The following is a 15,406-nucleotide window of genomic DNA, read 5'->3' as shown; positions in this document are numbered from 1 at the left end:
ACTACGTTCAGCATGACGTTCTTTTTGTAACTTGATTCAGTACGTTCTAATCATTTCCCATCCCATGAAAAACCTCTCCTCCTGGCACTTGGCCCTGTTGTGGCTGCTGCTACTCCCCACGGCCGCCCTGCGCGCCCAGCAGCGCCCGTTTGAGTTGGGTGACCTGGCCAAAATGACCGGCTTGGCCGACCCGCAGTTCTCGCCCGATGGCAAGAGCATTGCCTTGGTCGTGACCACCCCCGACTACGCCGAAGACCGGTTCCTGACCAGCCTGCTGCTGGTGAACGCCGCCACCGGCGAGCAGCGCGCCCTGCAAGCCGGCCGCCTCGGCCTGACGCAGCCGCGTTGGTCGCCCAACGGGCAGGAGCTGGCCTTTCTAGTGAAGACTGGCGCGGGTAAGGATTCGGTGGCGCAGCTGTTTGTGCAGGCGTTGCGCGGGGGCGAGCCGCGCCGGCTCACCAACGCCCGCAAGGGTGTGCAGCACTACGCCTGGCGGCCCGACGGCGGCGCGCTGGCCTACGTGACGGCCGACAAGCCGACCAACGCGGCCGGCCCGCCCGAAAAGGGCTACGACGCTTTTGAGGTGGGCAACAACGACTTGTTTCTGGGGGCAGCCCCGACGTCCTCGCATATCTGGCTGGTGCCGGTGGCCGGCGGCGCGGCCACGCGCCTCACCTCCGGGGCCTGGAGCCTGCCGGTGACCATCCCGCCGGGGGCGCCCGCGTCGCCGCTCTCGTGGAATGCCGATGGCAAGTCGCTGGCCTTCGTGCAGGTGACAGGGCCCTACTCCGGCGATGGCAGCATGCGTACCGTGCAGGTGCTGAACGTGGCCGATGGCACCGTACGGCCCCTTACCGGCCGCAAGAAGCTGGAAGGCTACCCCATGTTTTCGCCCGACGGCCGCCAGGTTTCCTACTGGTACCCGCGCCAGGGCAACACCAACAACATCAACGAAATTTGGGTGGCACCCACGGCCGGCGGCGAAGGCCGCAACCTAACCCCAGCGCTCGACCGCGACGTGTTCCGCACCATTTGGATGCCCGACGGCAAGTCGCTGCTGCTCGGCGGGCTCGACGGCAACCATACCGGCCTGTGGTTGCAGCCGCTCAAGGGTGGCGCGGCCCGCAAGCTCGACCTGGGCTCCATCAGTCCGAACTGGGGTTTTTGGGTGGAGGTAGCCGTGAGCCGCACCGGCGCGCTGGCCTTCATCGGCACCGACCCTGGCCACCCGGCCGAGCTGTACTACATGGCCTCGGCCACCGCCGCGCCCAAAGCCCTCACCGATTTTCACAAGGAAGTGCGTGGCCTGCAGCTGGGTAAGGCCCAAACCCTCACCTGGCAGTCAGATGGCGTGATGAATGACGGGGAGCTGACCTACCCGGCCAACTACACAGCCGGCAAAACCTACCCGCTGGTGCTCGTCATTCACGGCGGGCCCACTGCCGCTTCCACGGCCACGTTTTCGGCGCAGGCGCAGCTGTTTGCGGGTCGGGGCTACTTCGTGTTCGAGCCCAACTACCGGGGCAGCGACAACCTCGGCAACGCCTACAAGGCGGCCATCACCCAGGATGCGGGCGCTGGCCCCGGCCGCGACGTGATGGCCGGCCTGGCCCAGCTCAAGCGCGGCGGGATGATTGACACCACCCGCATTGGCGTGAGCGGCTGGAGCTACGGCGGCTACATGACGGTGTGGCTGCTGGGCCACTACCCGGCGCAGTGGCAAGCCGCCGTGGCCGGCGCGGCCGTCACCGACTGGCTCGACCAGTACAACCTGGGCGATTCCAACGTGCAGCGCGCCACCGCCATCGGCCCCTCGCCCTGGCTGAGCGAGGCCAACTACCAGAACTACCGCGAGCAGTCGCCCATCACCCTGGCGGGCCGCATCCGCACGCCTACGCTCATCCTAGCCAACACGGCCGACCCGCGCGTGCCCGTCACGCAGTCGTACAAGCTGTTTCACGCCCTGAAGGACAATGGTGTCGTCACCAAGTTCATTGCCTGGCCCGTGCCCGCCCACAACGCCAGCGACCCCGTGCGCCAGCGCGAGCGCAACCGCTTCTGGCTGGAGTGGATGGACACGTACCTGCAGCCCGGCAAGATGGCAGAGGCCGGGAAGTCGGGCTCGAATTGAGCGTTGAAAAGATGATTCGCTGAGCGTAATTGAACGACGTCGAACGCCATTGGGCATCATCAAGTCTAGCCGAACGTCATGCTGAGCGCAGCCGAAGCATCTCTACCGCAGTAGTAAATAAGTTTACTCGCGTAGTAGAGATGCTTCGGCTGCGCTCAGCATGACGTTCGGCTTTTTCAGTTCAACTCTTACACCTGACTCCATCCCATGAAAACCCTCGCCGACATGGTGCTGCTGGGCGACCCGCGCCTCTACGAAGTGTGCGAACCCGTGACCGAAGCCGACCTGCCCCAGGTGGCCGGCTGGGTGGCCGACCTGCACCACGTAATGCAGGAAGTGCGCGCCAAATATCACTTCGGCCGGGGCATCGCCGCCCCGCAGCTCGGCGTGATGAAGCGCTTGGTGTACCTGCACCTCGACGGCCGTCCCATCGTCCTGCTCAACCCCGAGCTGACCGATTTGAGCCCCGAGTTGTTCGAGCTCTGGGACGACTGCATGTGCTTTCCCAACCTGCTGGTGCGGGTGCAGCGGCACGTGGCCCTCACGGTCACGTACCGCGACGAGCACTGGCAGCCGCAGCGCTGGGCCGTGCAGGGCGCGGTGTCGGAGCTGCTGCAGCACGAATGCGACCACCTCGACGGCGTGCTCTGCACCATGCGGGCGTTGGATGCGCAGTCGTTTCGCTGGCGGCCCTAAGCGGGACTTAGCTCAGCAACCAATGGCTGCTTCGGCAGGCTGTAGCGCGGGCCCGTTAGAAAGGGACCAGTGGGCCCGGCTATAGTGACGGTTAGGAGTAGAATCTGCGCCGGCAGTGCCGACTTGGCGGCAAAAATTACCAGGCTACGTTAATGGAAGATGGTGCCCGCTTCCTCATAGGTTACCTGCTCCACGTCTTTGTGGAAGACGTAGGCGTACACAATACGTTTAAAATCAGGATGACCGACCAGGCCGGCATGTATCCGTTGGGCCAGGGCCGGGTTGTCGATAAAAAAAGCCGGCACCTCTCGGGCAAACTCCTTTTCCTCGGAGGGCAACACAACCAAATCAGCTTGGCCGGCGGGGCGCAACACCCAGGCAAGGTTGTGGTGAGTCCCGCCGTACTGGCCAGGCGCATACCCAGGGGCAAACGCCGGCCCAGACCGGTAATCAGCGACCAACTGGTCGTGCTGCAACACCTGGAATTTACCGGTCATCACCACTCGGTAGATATCGGCCTCGCCAAAGGGGACCGTCATCGGCTGGCCGGCCAAGGGAACCTGCCGGGCCACAATAAACGAGTCGCGGCCCATCACGAAGTGCCGCAGCTGTTCGGGGGCCAGGTTGATGGGGTCGGCTTTGCCCTGCTCGACCTGTAGCGAGTTGCGGCTGGGCGTCTGCCACACGCGCAGCTTGCCCGCGTGGCGCGAGCCATCCTGCAAGGTGTACCACCCCGGCTGGTATTTGCCGTGTGCTGCGGCTTCCAACAGTTTTGGGTGCCGCCCCTGTCCATACCCAGCGGTACGCAGCAACAGCAGCAAAACGACAAGCACGGCACAGCTCGTGCGGGAAGGCAAATGGAAGGCAGACATCGGGCTAATGTATAGCAGTTGGGGCAATTGAACTCGCGTGCTGCGCTAAACGGTGGGGCTAAAGATAGATGGATGGCTACGGGTCAGAAGCTGCCCACGCCAGGACTGGGCAAACGGGCAGCACTCCGACCCCTGCCATTCCTCAGCCCAGCGCCTTTTCCAGTACCAGCAGCACCAGCGGCTGCTTGGGAATGCCGTAACGCGGGTCGGTCGGAAAGGGCTCGGTGGCACCGGTGAGGTGGTAGCCGCGCCGCTCGTAGTAGGCAATCAGCTCGGCGCGCACCGAAATCACCGTCATTTTGCTCACGGTGCAGCCGTGCTGCCGGCCGTAGTTCTCGGCGGCTTCAAGCAGGAACTTGCCCACGCCCTGGGTTTGCAGCGTGGGCGTTACGGCCAGCATGCCGAGGTAGACTACGGAACCCTTTACCTGGGCGTGGAAGCTGCCCAGCAATTCCCCCTTATCGTTCAGAGCCAGCAGCATGGCCGCGCCGGGCAGCGCCAGCATATCAGCCACGCCGGCTTCGTCGATGCGCTGGCCGTCGAGTAAGTCGCTTTCGGTGGTCCAGCCTTGGCGGGCGGTATCGCCCCGGTAGGCGGCATTGACGTGGCGGGCGAGGCGGGTGGTATCGTCGGACGTGGCGTGGGCGAGGTGCAGGGCGGGGTTCATGGGACGAAAGTAAAAGCCGAACGTCATGCTGAGCTTGTCGAAGCATCTCTACCGCAGTAGTAAATAAGTTTACTACTGCGGTAGAGATGCTTCGACAAGCTCAGCATGACGTTCTTTTTGCCTCCTGCCCGCTACTCCCACTACTCGTGCTACTCCCGCAGGTACCCGCCCAAATCCGACACGCTCCCAATCCCCAACTCCCGCGCCTGCTGCCCCCGCATCAGCAGCGCGTAGGTGTTGTTGAAACCTAAAGGCATCAGCCATTCCAGCCCGAAGCGGCGGCGGAACTCGGCCCGCACGTAGCCCAGCACCGCCGCCGGCCGCCCGCCCAGCGAGTCGACCACCGCCGGCCGGGGCTGCAGCAGCACCAGCAGCCCCGTGCCGGTGTATTCGGGGTACATGTCAATCGCCCCGCTGCGCAGCGCCTCGAAGCAAATAGTGGTGCCACCGAGGCCGGTTTTGGTTTCCACCGCCAGGTCGGTATTGCCCCGGATGAGGGCCGCATACAGCTCGGCCAGAATGTACTGCTCGGCGAAAATCTTCGAGCCCAGCTTCACCACCGACGCGCCCGCCACGGCCGGGCGCGGGGCCGTCCACAGCCCGCGCCGCTTCAGAAAGGCCTCGGCAATGGCCTTGGGGTCCTGGTGCAGGTAGTCGGCCCGGTAGTTCAAATCGGTCATCACCGAGTCGGCAATCTGGTTATCGAGCTTGGCTAGCACCGGTCCGAGCTCGGGGTGCTCGCGCAGCAGGGCGGGGCGAATGACGGGCACGGCGTAGTAGGGCGGGAACACCCGGCGGTCGTCGCGCAGCACGCGCAGGCCGTAGGCCCGGATGCGGCCGTCGGTGCTGTAGCCGTCAATCACGTCCACGTCGGCGTGGCGGGCGGCCTCGTACACCAGCGCGGGGGCCAGCACCACGCTCGGCAGGTGCGTGAGGCCGTAGCTTTTGGTAAGGCCCGGCAGCCCATCGGCCCGGCCCACAAACTCGGGGCTGAAACCGGCCAGCAGCTTACCCGTGGCCCGGGGTAGCAGATACAGCCCGCCCAGCAGCGGCAGCGCCACCAGCACGCCCGCCACCGCCCGGCCCAGCCGCCGCGTGCTCAGCCGCTGCACGCCGCCCAGCAGCGCATCGAAGGCCAGGGCCAGGCCGGCGGCGGGCAGCGCGCCGGCCAGTATCATCACCGGGTTGTTGAGCGCGATGCCGCCGAAAATGAACTCGCCCAGTCCGCCCGCCGCCACGTAGGCCGCCAGCGTGGCCACCCCCACGTTGATGACGGTGGCAGTGCGGATGCCGGCCATGAGCACCGGCAGGGCCAGCGGTAGCTCTACTCGGCGCAACACCTGCCCGTCCGTCAGGCCCAGACCCCGGGCGGCCTCCACCACGGCCGGCGGCACGCCCCGGATGCCCTCGAAGGTGTTGCGGATAATGGGCAGCAGCGAATACAGGAACAGCGCGAAAATGGCCGGCTTCGGCCCAATGCCCAGCAGCGGAATCAGGAAGCCCAGTAGGGCGATGCTGGGCACCGTTTGCAGCACGCCCGCCACTCCCAGCACCGCCGGAGCCCAGCGCGGCCTTCGCGACAAAAACAGCCCCAGCGGCACGCCTACCAGCACCCCTAGCAGCAGCGAGCCCGCCGTGAGGCCGATGTGCTGCACCGTTTGCTCGCCGAGCTTGCCCGCCTGCTCGCGCCAGAAAGTGAAGAGGGCCGTTAGCGTTTCCATGCTTCCTCCTCTCGTTGCAACGCTTCGCCAAAGGCCGCCATAAGCTGGGCTACCGTGAAGGAGGCCGCCGCCGTTTCAGGTACCGTTAAGAATTCCAGCGCATCGTGCACGGTTGTTTCAGCTTTAAATAATTCTCCCAAAACCTCCGCTTTAGTATCCCCAAAAACGTCCTTCAGCGTGAGGGTGCGCAGTTGCAGCGCCAGCCGCTCGGCCGCGAAAAAGCGGCGCACAAAGTCGTTGGCCGGCCGAAACAGCAGCTCGCGTGGGGTGCCCAGCTGCTGAATCTGGCCGCCATCGAGCAGCATAATCCGGTTGGCCAGCTCGAAGGCTTCGGTTACGTCGTGGGTCACGAGCACCACGGTCTTGCTTTTCAATTCCTCCAGCTCCCGAAACTCGCGCCGGATGCTAGCCCGGGTGATGGGGTCGAGCGCGCCGAACGGCTCATCCATCAGGATAATGGGAGGGTCGGCGGCCAGGGCCCGGGCCAGGCCCACGCGCTGCTGCTGCCCGCCCGAGAGCTGGGCCGGCAGCTGCCCGGCAAACCGCGCCGGCGGCAGGTGCAGGCGCGTGAGCAGGGCCTCGGTGCGCGCCGCGATACTTGTCGGGGCGTGGCCCAGCAAGCGCGGCACCACGGCAATATTTTCAGCCACGGTGTAGTGCGGCAGCAGCCCCACCTGCTGAATCACGTAGCCGATGCCGCGTCGCAGCACCTCGGGCCGCTGGGCCAGCACGTCCTGCCCGTTGATTTCCACGGTGCCGCCATCCGGCTCAATCAGGCGGTTGAGGAGCTTGAGCAGCGTGGTTTTGCCGCAGCCGCTGGGGCCCAGCAGCACCAGCGTTTCGCCGGCCGCCACCTCGAACGACACGCCTTGCACCACGGCGTGCGAGCCGAAGGACTTGTGCAGGCGGGTGGCGCGGATGACGGGTGAAGCGGGCTGGGACATGGCGGGCGAAGAGGAGCAAGGTAAACCCAACGGGCGCTGCGGAGTTACAGTGACCCGCAAACTTCTGCGGGCTCAACGCCGCTGCTTATGCTGTTTCGCTACTTCCTCATTGCCCTCGGCACTGCGCTGCTGGGCCTGGCCGCCGGCCCTGCGCACGCCCAGCGCAACCCCGACCGCGCCAAAGTCCACACTTTCACCATCGCCGGATTCAAGACCGAAAGCGGGACCACGCTGCCCCAGGCCCGCGTGGTGTACGGCACCTACGGCCGCCTCAACGCCGCCCGCGACAACGCCATCCTGCTGCCCTCGCACTACCTGGCCGACCACCGCGGCTACGAGTGGCTCATCGGCCCGGGCAAGGCCCTCGACACTACCAAGGTGTTTTTAGTCGCCACCGAACTGTTCGGCAACGGCCATTCCTCGTCGCCCAGCAACACGCCCGAGCCCTTCCACGGCCCGCGCTTCCCGGTGATGACCATCCGCGACAACGTGGCGGCCGTGCACCAGCTGCTCACCCAGGACCTTAAAATCACCCACCTGCGGGCCATCATCGGCTTTTCGATGGGCGCGCAGCAGGCCTTCCAGTGGGCCGTGAGCTACCCCACCTTTGCCGACCGGCTGGTGGCCACCTCGGGCACCGCCAAATGCTACCCCCACGGTGTGGTGCGCCTCGAAGGCCAGATTGCCGCCCTCACCGCCGATGCCGCTTTCCAGAATGGCGACTACACCGCGCCGCCCACAAAGGGCATCGAAGCCTTTGCCACCGTCTGGACGGCCTGGCTCTACTCGCAGGAATGGTGGCGGCGCGAGCTCTGGAAAGCCGACAGCAAGCCCGGCACCACCTTCGCCCAGGTGCTGCACGAGTACCGCACCAACTTCATTCCCGGGGCCGATGCCAACGACCTCATCCTGCAGATGCGCACCTGGGAGCAGCACGACGTGGGCACCACCCCCGGCTTCGGCGGCGACGTCGAAAAGGCCCTGCGCAGCATCAAAGCGCCCATTCTGTACATGCCTTCGGAAACGGACCTCTACTTCCCCCTCACCGATGCGCGCTACGAGGCCCCGTTCATTCCCGGCGTGGTGCTCAAGCCCATTCCCTCGCTCTGGGGCCACACTGCCGGGGCCGCGCCCAACCCCGCCGATGCCAAGTTTCTGAACGACAACATCAGCCAGTTTCTGGTACAGCCGCGGCGCTGAGCGCGTGGCTGGCAAGTGAATATTAAGGCCTCCCGAACGTCATGCTGAGTGCCGCCGAAGCATCTCTACCGCAACACTAAAATCAACTAGTTGTACGGTAGAGATACTTCGACTGCGCTCCGCATGACGTTTTTTTTGCCTTTACACTGGCCAACCCTACCAGAGCCGGATATCCGTCATGCCCGTCGGGATGGGTGGCTGGCTGCTGAAACCCAGTACGCACCAGTCAGCCTCAATGCCAAAGTTGCCACCCTGCAGTACATAACTCACCCACCGCGTGATGGTGCGGCCGGTGTAGTCGTGGGACTCGGGGCTGAACTCGCGCAGCAGCAGCACGTCGCCCACCTGGAAGCCTTCGTCGTTGCGGCGCACGTCGAACGGCTTGTGGCCGGCCCGCACCGCCGCAAAGCAGTCGGGCCAGAGCGGCAGCTCGTAGGTGTGCAGGTGGGTTGGGTCGGAGGCGTGAAACTGGGGCGCGAAAGCTTCGGAAGTTGGAGTCAGGGAAGTAGTCATCGGAATAAGGGGGAGGAGAGGAACCCAGGGCCGGGCCAGCAGTGCCAGCTTAGTGCAGTGTCGGCCGCCAGGAATTCGCTCGGTTATAACAAAATTATTTACTCAATATACCAGATAAAAGCCGAGAGCAAGCGGATGTAACAATAAGAAAATCAACAACGTTCCTGCAGATACGTTTGCGCTAATCCGAATCCTGCCCCAGCTGCCGCGCCCCGCCGCTACCCGAAAAAATGGCCGCCATTGCAGTTATTTACCGGGGATGCCTCGCGGCGGCCGTCATGTTTTTTCTTCTCATCTCTCCCCCTTCTCACATGCTTAAATACCTATTCGCCCTGCTAGCGGTGCTGGGGCTGGCCCGTCCCGCCGCCGCCCAGATGTATTCCCGCACCGACCCGTTTGCCCACACGTTCAGCATTGTGGCGCGCGACCCGGCTACCGGCGAAATGGCCGTGGCCGTGCAAAGCCACTGGTTTTCGGTGGGCACCTCGGCGAGCTGGGGCGAAGCCGGCGTGGGCGTGGTGGCCACCCAGTCGTTTACCAACAAATCCTTCGGCCTGCGTGGCCTGGCCCTCCTCAAAAGTGGCAAAACGGCCCAGCAAGCGCTGGATGAGCTGCTGAGCAACGACGACGGCCGCGATGTGCGCCAGGTCGCCATTCTCGACAACCAGGGCCGCGTGGCCACCCACACTGGCAAGAAGTGCGTCGACATGGCCGGCCACCAGCAGGGGGCGCAGTTCTCGGTGCAGGCCAACATGATGCTTTCGGCCAACGTGTGGCCCGCCATGGCCGCCGCCTACGAAGCCAACGCCAAGCTACCCCTGGCCGAACGCGTGCTGGCTGCCCTCGATGCCGCGCAAGCCGCCGGGGGCGACGTGCGCGGCCGTCAGTCGGCTGCGCTGCTGGTGGTGCGCGGCACCGCCACCGAAGGCCCCTGGGCCGACCGCCTCGTCGACCTGCGCGTGGACGACAGCGCCGCCCCGCTGCCCGAGCTGCGCCGCCTGCTCAGCCTCGACCGCGCCTACGACCACATGAACGCCGGCGACCTGGCCGTGGAGAAAAATGACATGCCTGCTGCCATCCGCGAGTACCAGGCGGCCGAGAAAATGTTCCCCCAGAACCTGGAAATGAAGTACTGGCATGCTATTACGCTCGCCAACAAGCAGCAGGTGCCCGCCGCCTTGGCCCTGCTCAAACCCATTTTCAAACAGGAGCCTAACTGGCGCACCCTCACTCAGCGCCTCCCCAAAGTGGGCCTGCTCACGGTGACCGATGCCGAGCTGAAGCAGATTCTGGCGTTGTAATCCTGGCAATAAAAGAACGTGTGCCGTCCGCAGCACGTCCTGCCGAGCGCCGCCGAAGCATCTCTACCTCAGAAGTAATCAATTTACTGCTGCGGTAATGATGCTTCGACAAGCTTGACGTTCTTTGTGTGCGCTATAATGCCTCCACAATCAATGAAAAGAATTCTTTCCCTCGCGACTGCTCTCTTGGTAAGTACCGTCGCCCAGGCCCAGACGCCCCTCACCGTGCCCAAGCCCGTGGCCGCCGCCCTCGAGCAGGTGCAGCCCGAAGCCATTAAAGCCCACATCGCCTACCTGGCCGACGACCGCCTGCGGGGCCGCAAAGCCGGCACACCCGGCTATCAAATGGCCGTCGACTACGTGACGGACCAGCTGAAAGCGCTGGGCGTGCAGCCCGCTGGCGAGGCCTGCACCTTTATTCAGAAAGTGCGGCTGCGGCGTGCCTTTCTCCAGCCCGGGGCCACCTTCGCGGCCCGCGAATGGCAGGGCACTACCCTGGCGCTGTCGCCCGGGCAGGACTACGTGCTCTATCCCAGCCCCGAGCTGCCCGCTACCCGCGTGGCCGATGCCCCGCTGGCCTTCGCCGGTTTCGGCATCAGCGCCCCCGAGCTGGGCTACGACGACTATGCCGGTCTCGACGTGAAGGGCAAGGTGGTGATGATTGTGCGCGGCGCGCCCCGCACGTTTGCCCCCACCGTGGCTTCGGCCAGCCAGGATTTGGCCGGGCTGCTGAAAGCGGCCATCAACCACGGCGCGGTGGGGCTGCTGCTGGCCTCGGCCCACGCCGGCCCGCTGCCCGACCTCAAAAACGGTACCTACAGCGTGCTCGGGGCCGATGGCAAAATTACTGTATCGCGCACCTTCGCCCCCGGCAGTCGGCAGCAGCTCTACGGGGCCGTGAGCGCGGCCACGTTCCAGCGCTTCCTGCAAACGGCGGGGCTCGACACCACGCAGGTGTTTGCGGCTATGCGCAGCGGCAAGCCGGCCTCGAAGGGCCTCAGAACGACGATTAGCGCCACGTTAAAGTCGACTTACCAAGACATTGAGAGCTACAACGTGGTGGGCAAATTTGTGGGCTCCGATACCAGGCTACGCGACGAATACGTGGTGCATTCGGCCCACCTCGACCACCTCGGCGTGACTGCTCCAGTGCAGGGCGACTCCATCAACAATGGCGCGCATGATAATGCCTCGGGCGTAGCCTGCGTGCTCGAAATCGCCAAAATCTATTCCCAACTCAAGGACAAGCCCAAGCGCAGCATGCTCTTCGTGTTCATGACCGGCGAAGAGCTGGGGTTGCTGGGCTCGGCGGCCTTCGCCGCCTACCCCACCGTGCCCAAGGCCGAAATCGTGGCCGACATCAACATGGATATGCCCACCATCATTGCCCCGCTGCTGAGCGTGGTGGCGCTGGGGGCCCCGCATTCCTCCCTGCTGAAACCCGTGCAGCGCGCCTGCGCCTACCTGAGCATTGCCCTCGAAAACGACCCCGAGCCCGAGCAGAACCGCTTCATCCGCAGCGACCAGTACAGCTTCGTGACGGCTGGCATTCCGGCCCTGCACCTCAAGTATGGCAACAAAACCGCCGACGGCCGCAACAACCTCAGCGAAGAGGTGCAGAAGTGGCGCGCCGTGACCTACCACAAGCCGCAGGACGATATCAACGGCCGCTTCGATTTTGAGGCGGGCAAGAAGTACGTGCAGCTTTGCTTCCTCATCGGCTACCAGGTGGCGCAGGAGTCGGCCCGGCCCCAATGGAACCGGGGCGACTTTTTCGGCCAGCGCTACGGCAAGCGGTAGCCGCCGCCGGAAACTTTCGGCGCGGGGTAATGGGTTAGACCTTCGTACTTTTGCAGTCGCACGCGGCCCCGCCGCTTTTAAATAACTATTACGACAATGGCAGTTTATCCCGAATACATGGTGGCCCCCATCCGCCAGGACCTTACCGAAGTGGGCTTCGAGCAGTTGATGACCGCCGAGGAGGTTGATTCCGCTCTCGCCTCGAACGAAGGCACCGTGCTGGTAGCCGTGAACTCGGTGTGTGGCTGTGCCGCCGCCAAAGCCCGCCCGGCCCTGAAAATGGCCCTCGCCAGCGCCGATAAGAAGCCCGGCAAGCTGGTCACCGTTTTCGCCGGCATGGAAACCGACGCCGTAGCCAAAATGCGCGAGCACCTGCTCCCGTACCCTCCTTCCTCGCCCTGCATCGCCCTGTTCAAAGACGGCGAGCTGGTGCATATGATTGAGCGCTACCACATCGAAGGCTCCGATGCCATGCGCATCGTGAACAACCTGCAGGGCGCGTTCGAGGAGTACTGCTAAATCACTGATTTTTCGGATTTAAGCGGATTTCACGGATTTTGTAGACGATTAGTGAGAGGCCCCGACTGCGTGTGCAGGTGGGGCCTTTTTTATGTTGTGGAGGCGCAGTTAGTTAATGGGAGAGTGGGCGGGAGGGATTGTGAAGGAAGCGCTTGAACCGGAGGCTGGACTCGCCAAAATTGATTAAAAGGGCAACTTCCAGGCGGTAAGCTTTGAGGTAATTGATTACCTGCGCATAGTTGAGAGAGGTCAATTCACTAGTTGCCTTCAACTCAACCAATACTTGGTTGTCGACCAGAAAGTCAGCCCGCCGCGACCCAATTGACGTTTCCTTGTAGAAGACGGGCAAGTGTATCTCTGCCTGAAAAGCAACGTCAACTGCCGCCAGCTCGACGCCCAGCCCCCGCTGGTAAATTACCTCCGGAAACCCACTGCCCAACTCACTGTGCACGTTAATAGCGCAGCCAATGATGGTCTCCGTAAGCTTATTCAAACGAATGTCGACCAACATAAAATCAATCCACATAAAAAAAACAATCCTCTAAGCCCCCAAGAAAATCGTCCACAAAATCCGTGAAATCCGCTTAAATCCGAAAAATCAGTGATTTAGTTGGCGACCTCACTCAGGAATTTCACGCGCACCAGGCGCAGTTCCTCTTCCGTGAAATCGTCGCCGAGCTCCTTCATCGCCACGGCAATGTTGTCGGTGCTGGCTTGCATAAAGTAGTCGTAAATCTCTTCGCGCACTTCTTCTTCCACCATGTCCTCCAGGTAGTAGTCGATGTTGAGACGGGTACCGGAATAGCAGATGTGCTCAATTTCCTCCATCAGCTCGCCCATCGAAATACCCTTCGACGAGGCAATGTCCTCCAGCATCATCTTCTTATCGATTTGCTGAATGATGTAAATCTTGATTTTAGAACGGTTCACGGCCGACTTCACCACCACGTCCTCGGCGGTTTCGATGTCGTTGTCTTCCACGTACTGCTTGATAGCGGCCACGAACGGCGCGCCAAACTTTTGGGCCTTGCCCTGGCCCACACCCGACACGTGCGTGAGGTCGTGCAGCGAGGTGGGGTAGGTAGTGGCCATCTCCTTCAGGCTCGGGTCCTGGAAGAGGACGTAGGGCGGCAGGTTTTTTTGCTTGGCCACCTGCTTGCGCAGTTCCTTGAGCTGGGTGAACAGCGCTTCGTCGTGGCCGGCAGCCTGCTGCACCTCTTCTTTTTCCTCGTCGGCCTTCTGCTCCTCGTCGAAGTTGTGGTCTTTAGTGAGGGTGATGGAGCGCGGGTTTTCAATGAAGTCGATGCCCTTGTCCGTAATGCGGACCAGGCCCAGGCTGTCGATGTCCTTCTCCAAAAAGCCGTTCAGCAGGCACTGGCGCAGCACCGAGTGCCAGAACTGCGCGTCGCCGAGCGCCTTGCCCTGGCCGTAAATCGGCAGCGCATTGTGGGCGTAGCTCTCGATGTGCGGGTTGCTCAGCCCCAGCAGCACCTGCCCGATGTGGTTGAGGTTAAACCGGGCCTCGGTTTGCACCGTGGCGCGCAGGGCCATCCCCACGGCCGCCTCGCCCTCGAACCGCTCCTTGGGGTGGCGGCAGTTGTCGCAGAAGCCGCAGTCGGTGTCGAGCTGCTCGCCGAAGTAGTGCAGTAGCTGCCGACGGCGGCACACGGCACTCTCGGCGTAGTTAGTCATCTCGGCCAGCAGTTGGTGGGCGTTGTCGCGCTCGGTCACCGGCTTGTCCTTGCTGAACTTCTCCAGCTTGAGAATATCGTCGTAGCTGTAGAACATCAGGCAGTTGCCTTCCAGGCCGTCGCGGCCGCCGCGGCCGGTTTCCTGGTAGTAGCCCTCGATAGACTTCGGCGCGTCGTAGTGAATCACGAAGCGCACGTCGGGCTTGTCGATGCCCATGCCGAAGGCGATGGTGGCCACAATCACGTCGCATTCCTCATTCAAAAACGCGTCCTGGTTGTCGATGCGCACCTGCTGGTCGAGGCCAGCGTGGTAGGGGCGGGCGCGCACGTCGTTCACGCGCAGCAGCTCAGCAATCTCCTCCACTTTCTTGCGGCTCAGGCAGTAAATGATGCCCGCCTTGCCCTTGTGCAGCTTCACGTACTGAATCAGCTGCTTTTTGGTGTTGTGCTTGGCGCGTACCTCGTAGTAGAGATTGGTGCGGTTGAAGCTGGTTTTGAAGACGCTGGCATCGTCCATCTGCAGGTTCTTCTGGATGTCCAGCTGCACTTTGGGCGTGGCCGTGGCCGTGAGGGCGATAATGGGCACGTTGCCCCCGAGGTTGTCAATAATGCCGCGAATCTTGCGGTACTCGGGCCGGAAGTCGTGGCCCCATTCCGAGATGCAGTGGGCCTCGTCGATGGCCACGAAGCTGATGGTTGATTTCAGCAGGAAATCAATGGTGTCGTCCTTAGTCAGGCTTTCCGGAGCCACGTACAGCAAGCGCACCTCGCCGCTCATCACGTCGCGCTGCACCCGCTTCATCTCGGTTTTGGTCAGGGTCGAATTGTACACCTGCGCATTTACACCGAAGGCCCCGAGCTGGTCGACCTGGTTTTTCATCAGGGCGATAAGGGGCGAAATCACAATGGCCGTGCCCGGCACTACCAAGGCCGGCAGCTGGTAGCATAGGCTTTTGCCCGCGCCGGTGGGCATAATCACGAAGGTGTTGTGCCCAGCTAATACATTCTGAATTACAGCCTCTTGCGTGCCCCGAAACTGGCCGTAGCCAAATACTTCTTTAAGTGTATGTTTCAAATCGGCGGTAAGGGCCGGGGCTTCCTGGAGGGCAACTGAAGACATAATATGAAGGCGCTGGTGAAAAGCGTACCGACTCGCGGTTCATAACGAAGATAAGCATTAACGCATATTTTTCGCATGAAAAAGTAGCTTTTTCGTGAATTGTGGAAAACAATTTTGTCATATTGGTACCGCGGCCGGAGCCTAGTCGATGCCAAGCCCAATACTATGCAATCGTTGGCTCGCAACTGCGAAACCGGCACACCAGATGCGCGAAATGCGGCCTGGATGCTC

General features: G+C 62.9%; 13 protein-coding genes. 6 read left to right on the top strand and 7 right to left on the bottom strand.

What is annotated here, in order from left to right; translation table 11 throughout:
• The first annotated feature begins 64 nt into the window (after positions 1 to 64).
• Both ABIB44_RS15350 and ABIB44_RS15345 read left to right on the top strand, forming a co-directional pair.
• Positions 65 to 2,131: a S9 family peptidase gene (locus ABIB44_RS15350; protein ID WP_354585532.1), complete on the top strand. Its 2,067-nt coding sequence runs from the start codon at positions 65 to 67 to the stop codon at positions 2,129 to 2,131.
• Positions 2,132 to 2,338: 207 nt separating this feature from the next.
• A complete protein-coding gene (locus tag ABIB44_RS15345; RefSeq protein WP_354585531.1) occupies positions 2,339 to 2,827 on the top strand; it encodes a peptide deformylase in 489 nt (162 codons plus the stop codon).
• A gap of 149 nt (positions 2,828 to 2,976) precedes the next feature.
• On the opposite strand, the gene ABIB44_RS15340 is transcribed toward ABIB44_RS15345, so the two are convergent.
• From ABIB44_RS15340 to ABIB44_RS15325, 4 genes are all read right to left on the bottom strand, one after another.
• A complete protein-coding gene (locus tag ABIB44_RS15340; RefSeq protein WP_354585530.1) occupies positions 2,977 to 3,594 on the bottom strand; it encodes a hypothetical protein in 618 nt (205 codons plus the stop codon).
• Between the two features lie 247 nt (positions 3,595 to 3,841).
• Positions 3,842 to 4,366: a GNAT family N-acetyltransferase gene (locus tag ABIB44_RS15335; RefSeq protein ID WP_354585529.1), complete on the bottom strand. Its 525-nt coding sequence runs from the start codon at positions 4,364 to 4,366 to the stop codon at positions 3,842 to 3,844.
• 149 nt (positions 4,367 to 4,515) lie between these two features.
• Positions 4,516 to 6,087, bottom strand: a complete 1,572-nt coding sequence (locus ABIB44_RS15330; RefSeq protein ID WP_354585528.1) for an ABC transporter permease/substrate-binding protein — start codon at positions 6,085 to 6,087, stop codon at positions 4,516 to 4,518.
• Positions 6,075 to 7,031: an ABC transporter ATP-binding protein gene (locus tag ABIB44_RS15325; protein ID WP_354585527.1), complete on the bottom strand. Its 957-nt coding sequence runs from the start codon at positions 7,029 to 7,031 to the stop codon at positions 6,075 to 6,077. Before ABIB44_RS15325 ends, ABIB44_RS15330 begins: the two co-directional genes overlap by 13 nt.
• Before the next feature lie 87 nt (positions 7,032 to 7,118).
• Here ABIB44_RS15325 and ABIB44_RS15320 point away from each other — a divergent pair, with 87 nt between their 5' ends.
• Entirely contained in the window at positions 7,119 to 8,231 is a 1,113-nt protein-coding gene (locus ABIB44_RS15320; RefSeq protein WP_354585526.1) for an alpha/beta fold hydrolase, read from the top strand.
• 156 nt (positions 8,232 to 8,387) lie between these two features.
• Here the strand turns inward: ABIB44_RS15320 and ABIB44_RS15315 are convergent, their stop codons facing one another.
• Entirely contained in the window at positions 8,388 to 8,744 is a 357-nt protein-coding gene (locus tag ABIB44_RS15315) for an ASCH/PUA domain-containing protein (protein WP_354585525.1), read from the bottom strand.
• A gap of 311 nt (positions 8,745 to 9,055) precedes the next feature.
• Here ABIB44_RS15315 and ABIB44_RS15310 point away from each other — a divergent pair, with 311 nt between their 5' ends.
• From ABIB44_RS15310 to ABIB44_RS15300, 3 genes are all read left to right on the top strand, one after another.
• Positions 9,056 to 10,045, top strand: a complete 990-nt coding sequence (locus ABIB44_RS15310; RefSeq protein WP_354585524.1) for a DUF1028 domain-containing protein — start codon at positions 9,056 to 9,058, stop codon at positions 10,043 to 10,045.
• Between the two features lie 186 nt (positions 10,046 to 10,231).
• On the top strand, positions 10,232 to 11,845 hold the full coding sequence (locus ABIB44_RS15305) for a M28 family peptidase (protein ID WP_354585523.1): 1,614 nt from the start codon (positions 10,232 to 10,234) through the stop codon (positions 11,843 to 11,845).
• Positions 11,846 to 11,941: 96 nt separating this feature from the next.
• The gene (locus ABIB44_RS15300; protein ID WP_354585522.1) at positions 11,942 to 12,364 is read left to right on the top strand and encodes a BrxA/BrxB family bacilliredoxin; all 423 of its coding nucleotides are present in this window, start codon (positions 11,942 to 11,944) and stop codon (positions 12,362 to 12,364) included.
• A gap of 112 nt (positions 12,365 to 12,476) precedes the next feature.
• Here ABIB44_RS15300 and ABIB44_RS15295 read toward each other — a convergent pair whose 3' ends face one another.
• Both ABIB44_RS15295 and recQ read right to left on the bottom strand, forming a co-directional pair.
• Positions 12,477 to 12,890 carry a GxxExxY protein gene (locus ABIB44_RS15295; protein WP_354585521.1) on the bottom strand — a complete coding sequence of 138 codons (414 nt, stop codon included), beginning with the start codon at positions 12,888 to 12,890 and terminating at the stop codon, positions 12,477 to 12,479.
• Positions 12,891 to 12,970: 80 nt separating this feature from the next.
• On the bottom strand, positions 12,971 to 15,175 hold the full coding sequence (gene recQ / locus ABIB44_RS15290) for a DNA helicase RecQ (RefSeq protein ID WP_354585520.1): 2,205 nt from the start codon (positions 15,173 to 15,175) through the stop codon (positions 12,971 to 12,973).
• Positions 15,176 to 15,406 lie beyond the last annotated feature (231 nt).

The sequence above is a fragment of the Hymenobacter sp. UYCo722 genome, from assembly GCF_040547115.1.
GTDB lineage: Bacteria > Bacteroidota > Bacteroidia > Cytophagales > Hymenobacteraceae > Hymenobacter.
Note: the sequence above shows the minus strand (reverse complement) of the source record. Positions and strands in the feature narration are given on the sequence as shown.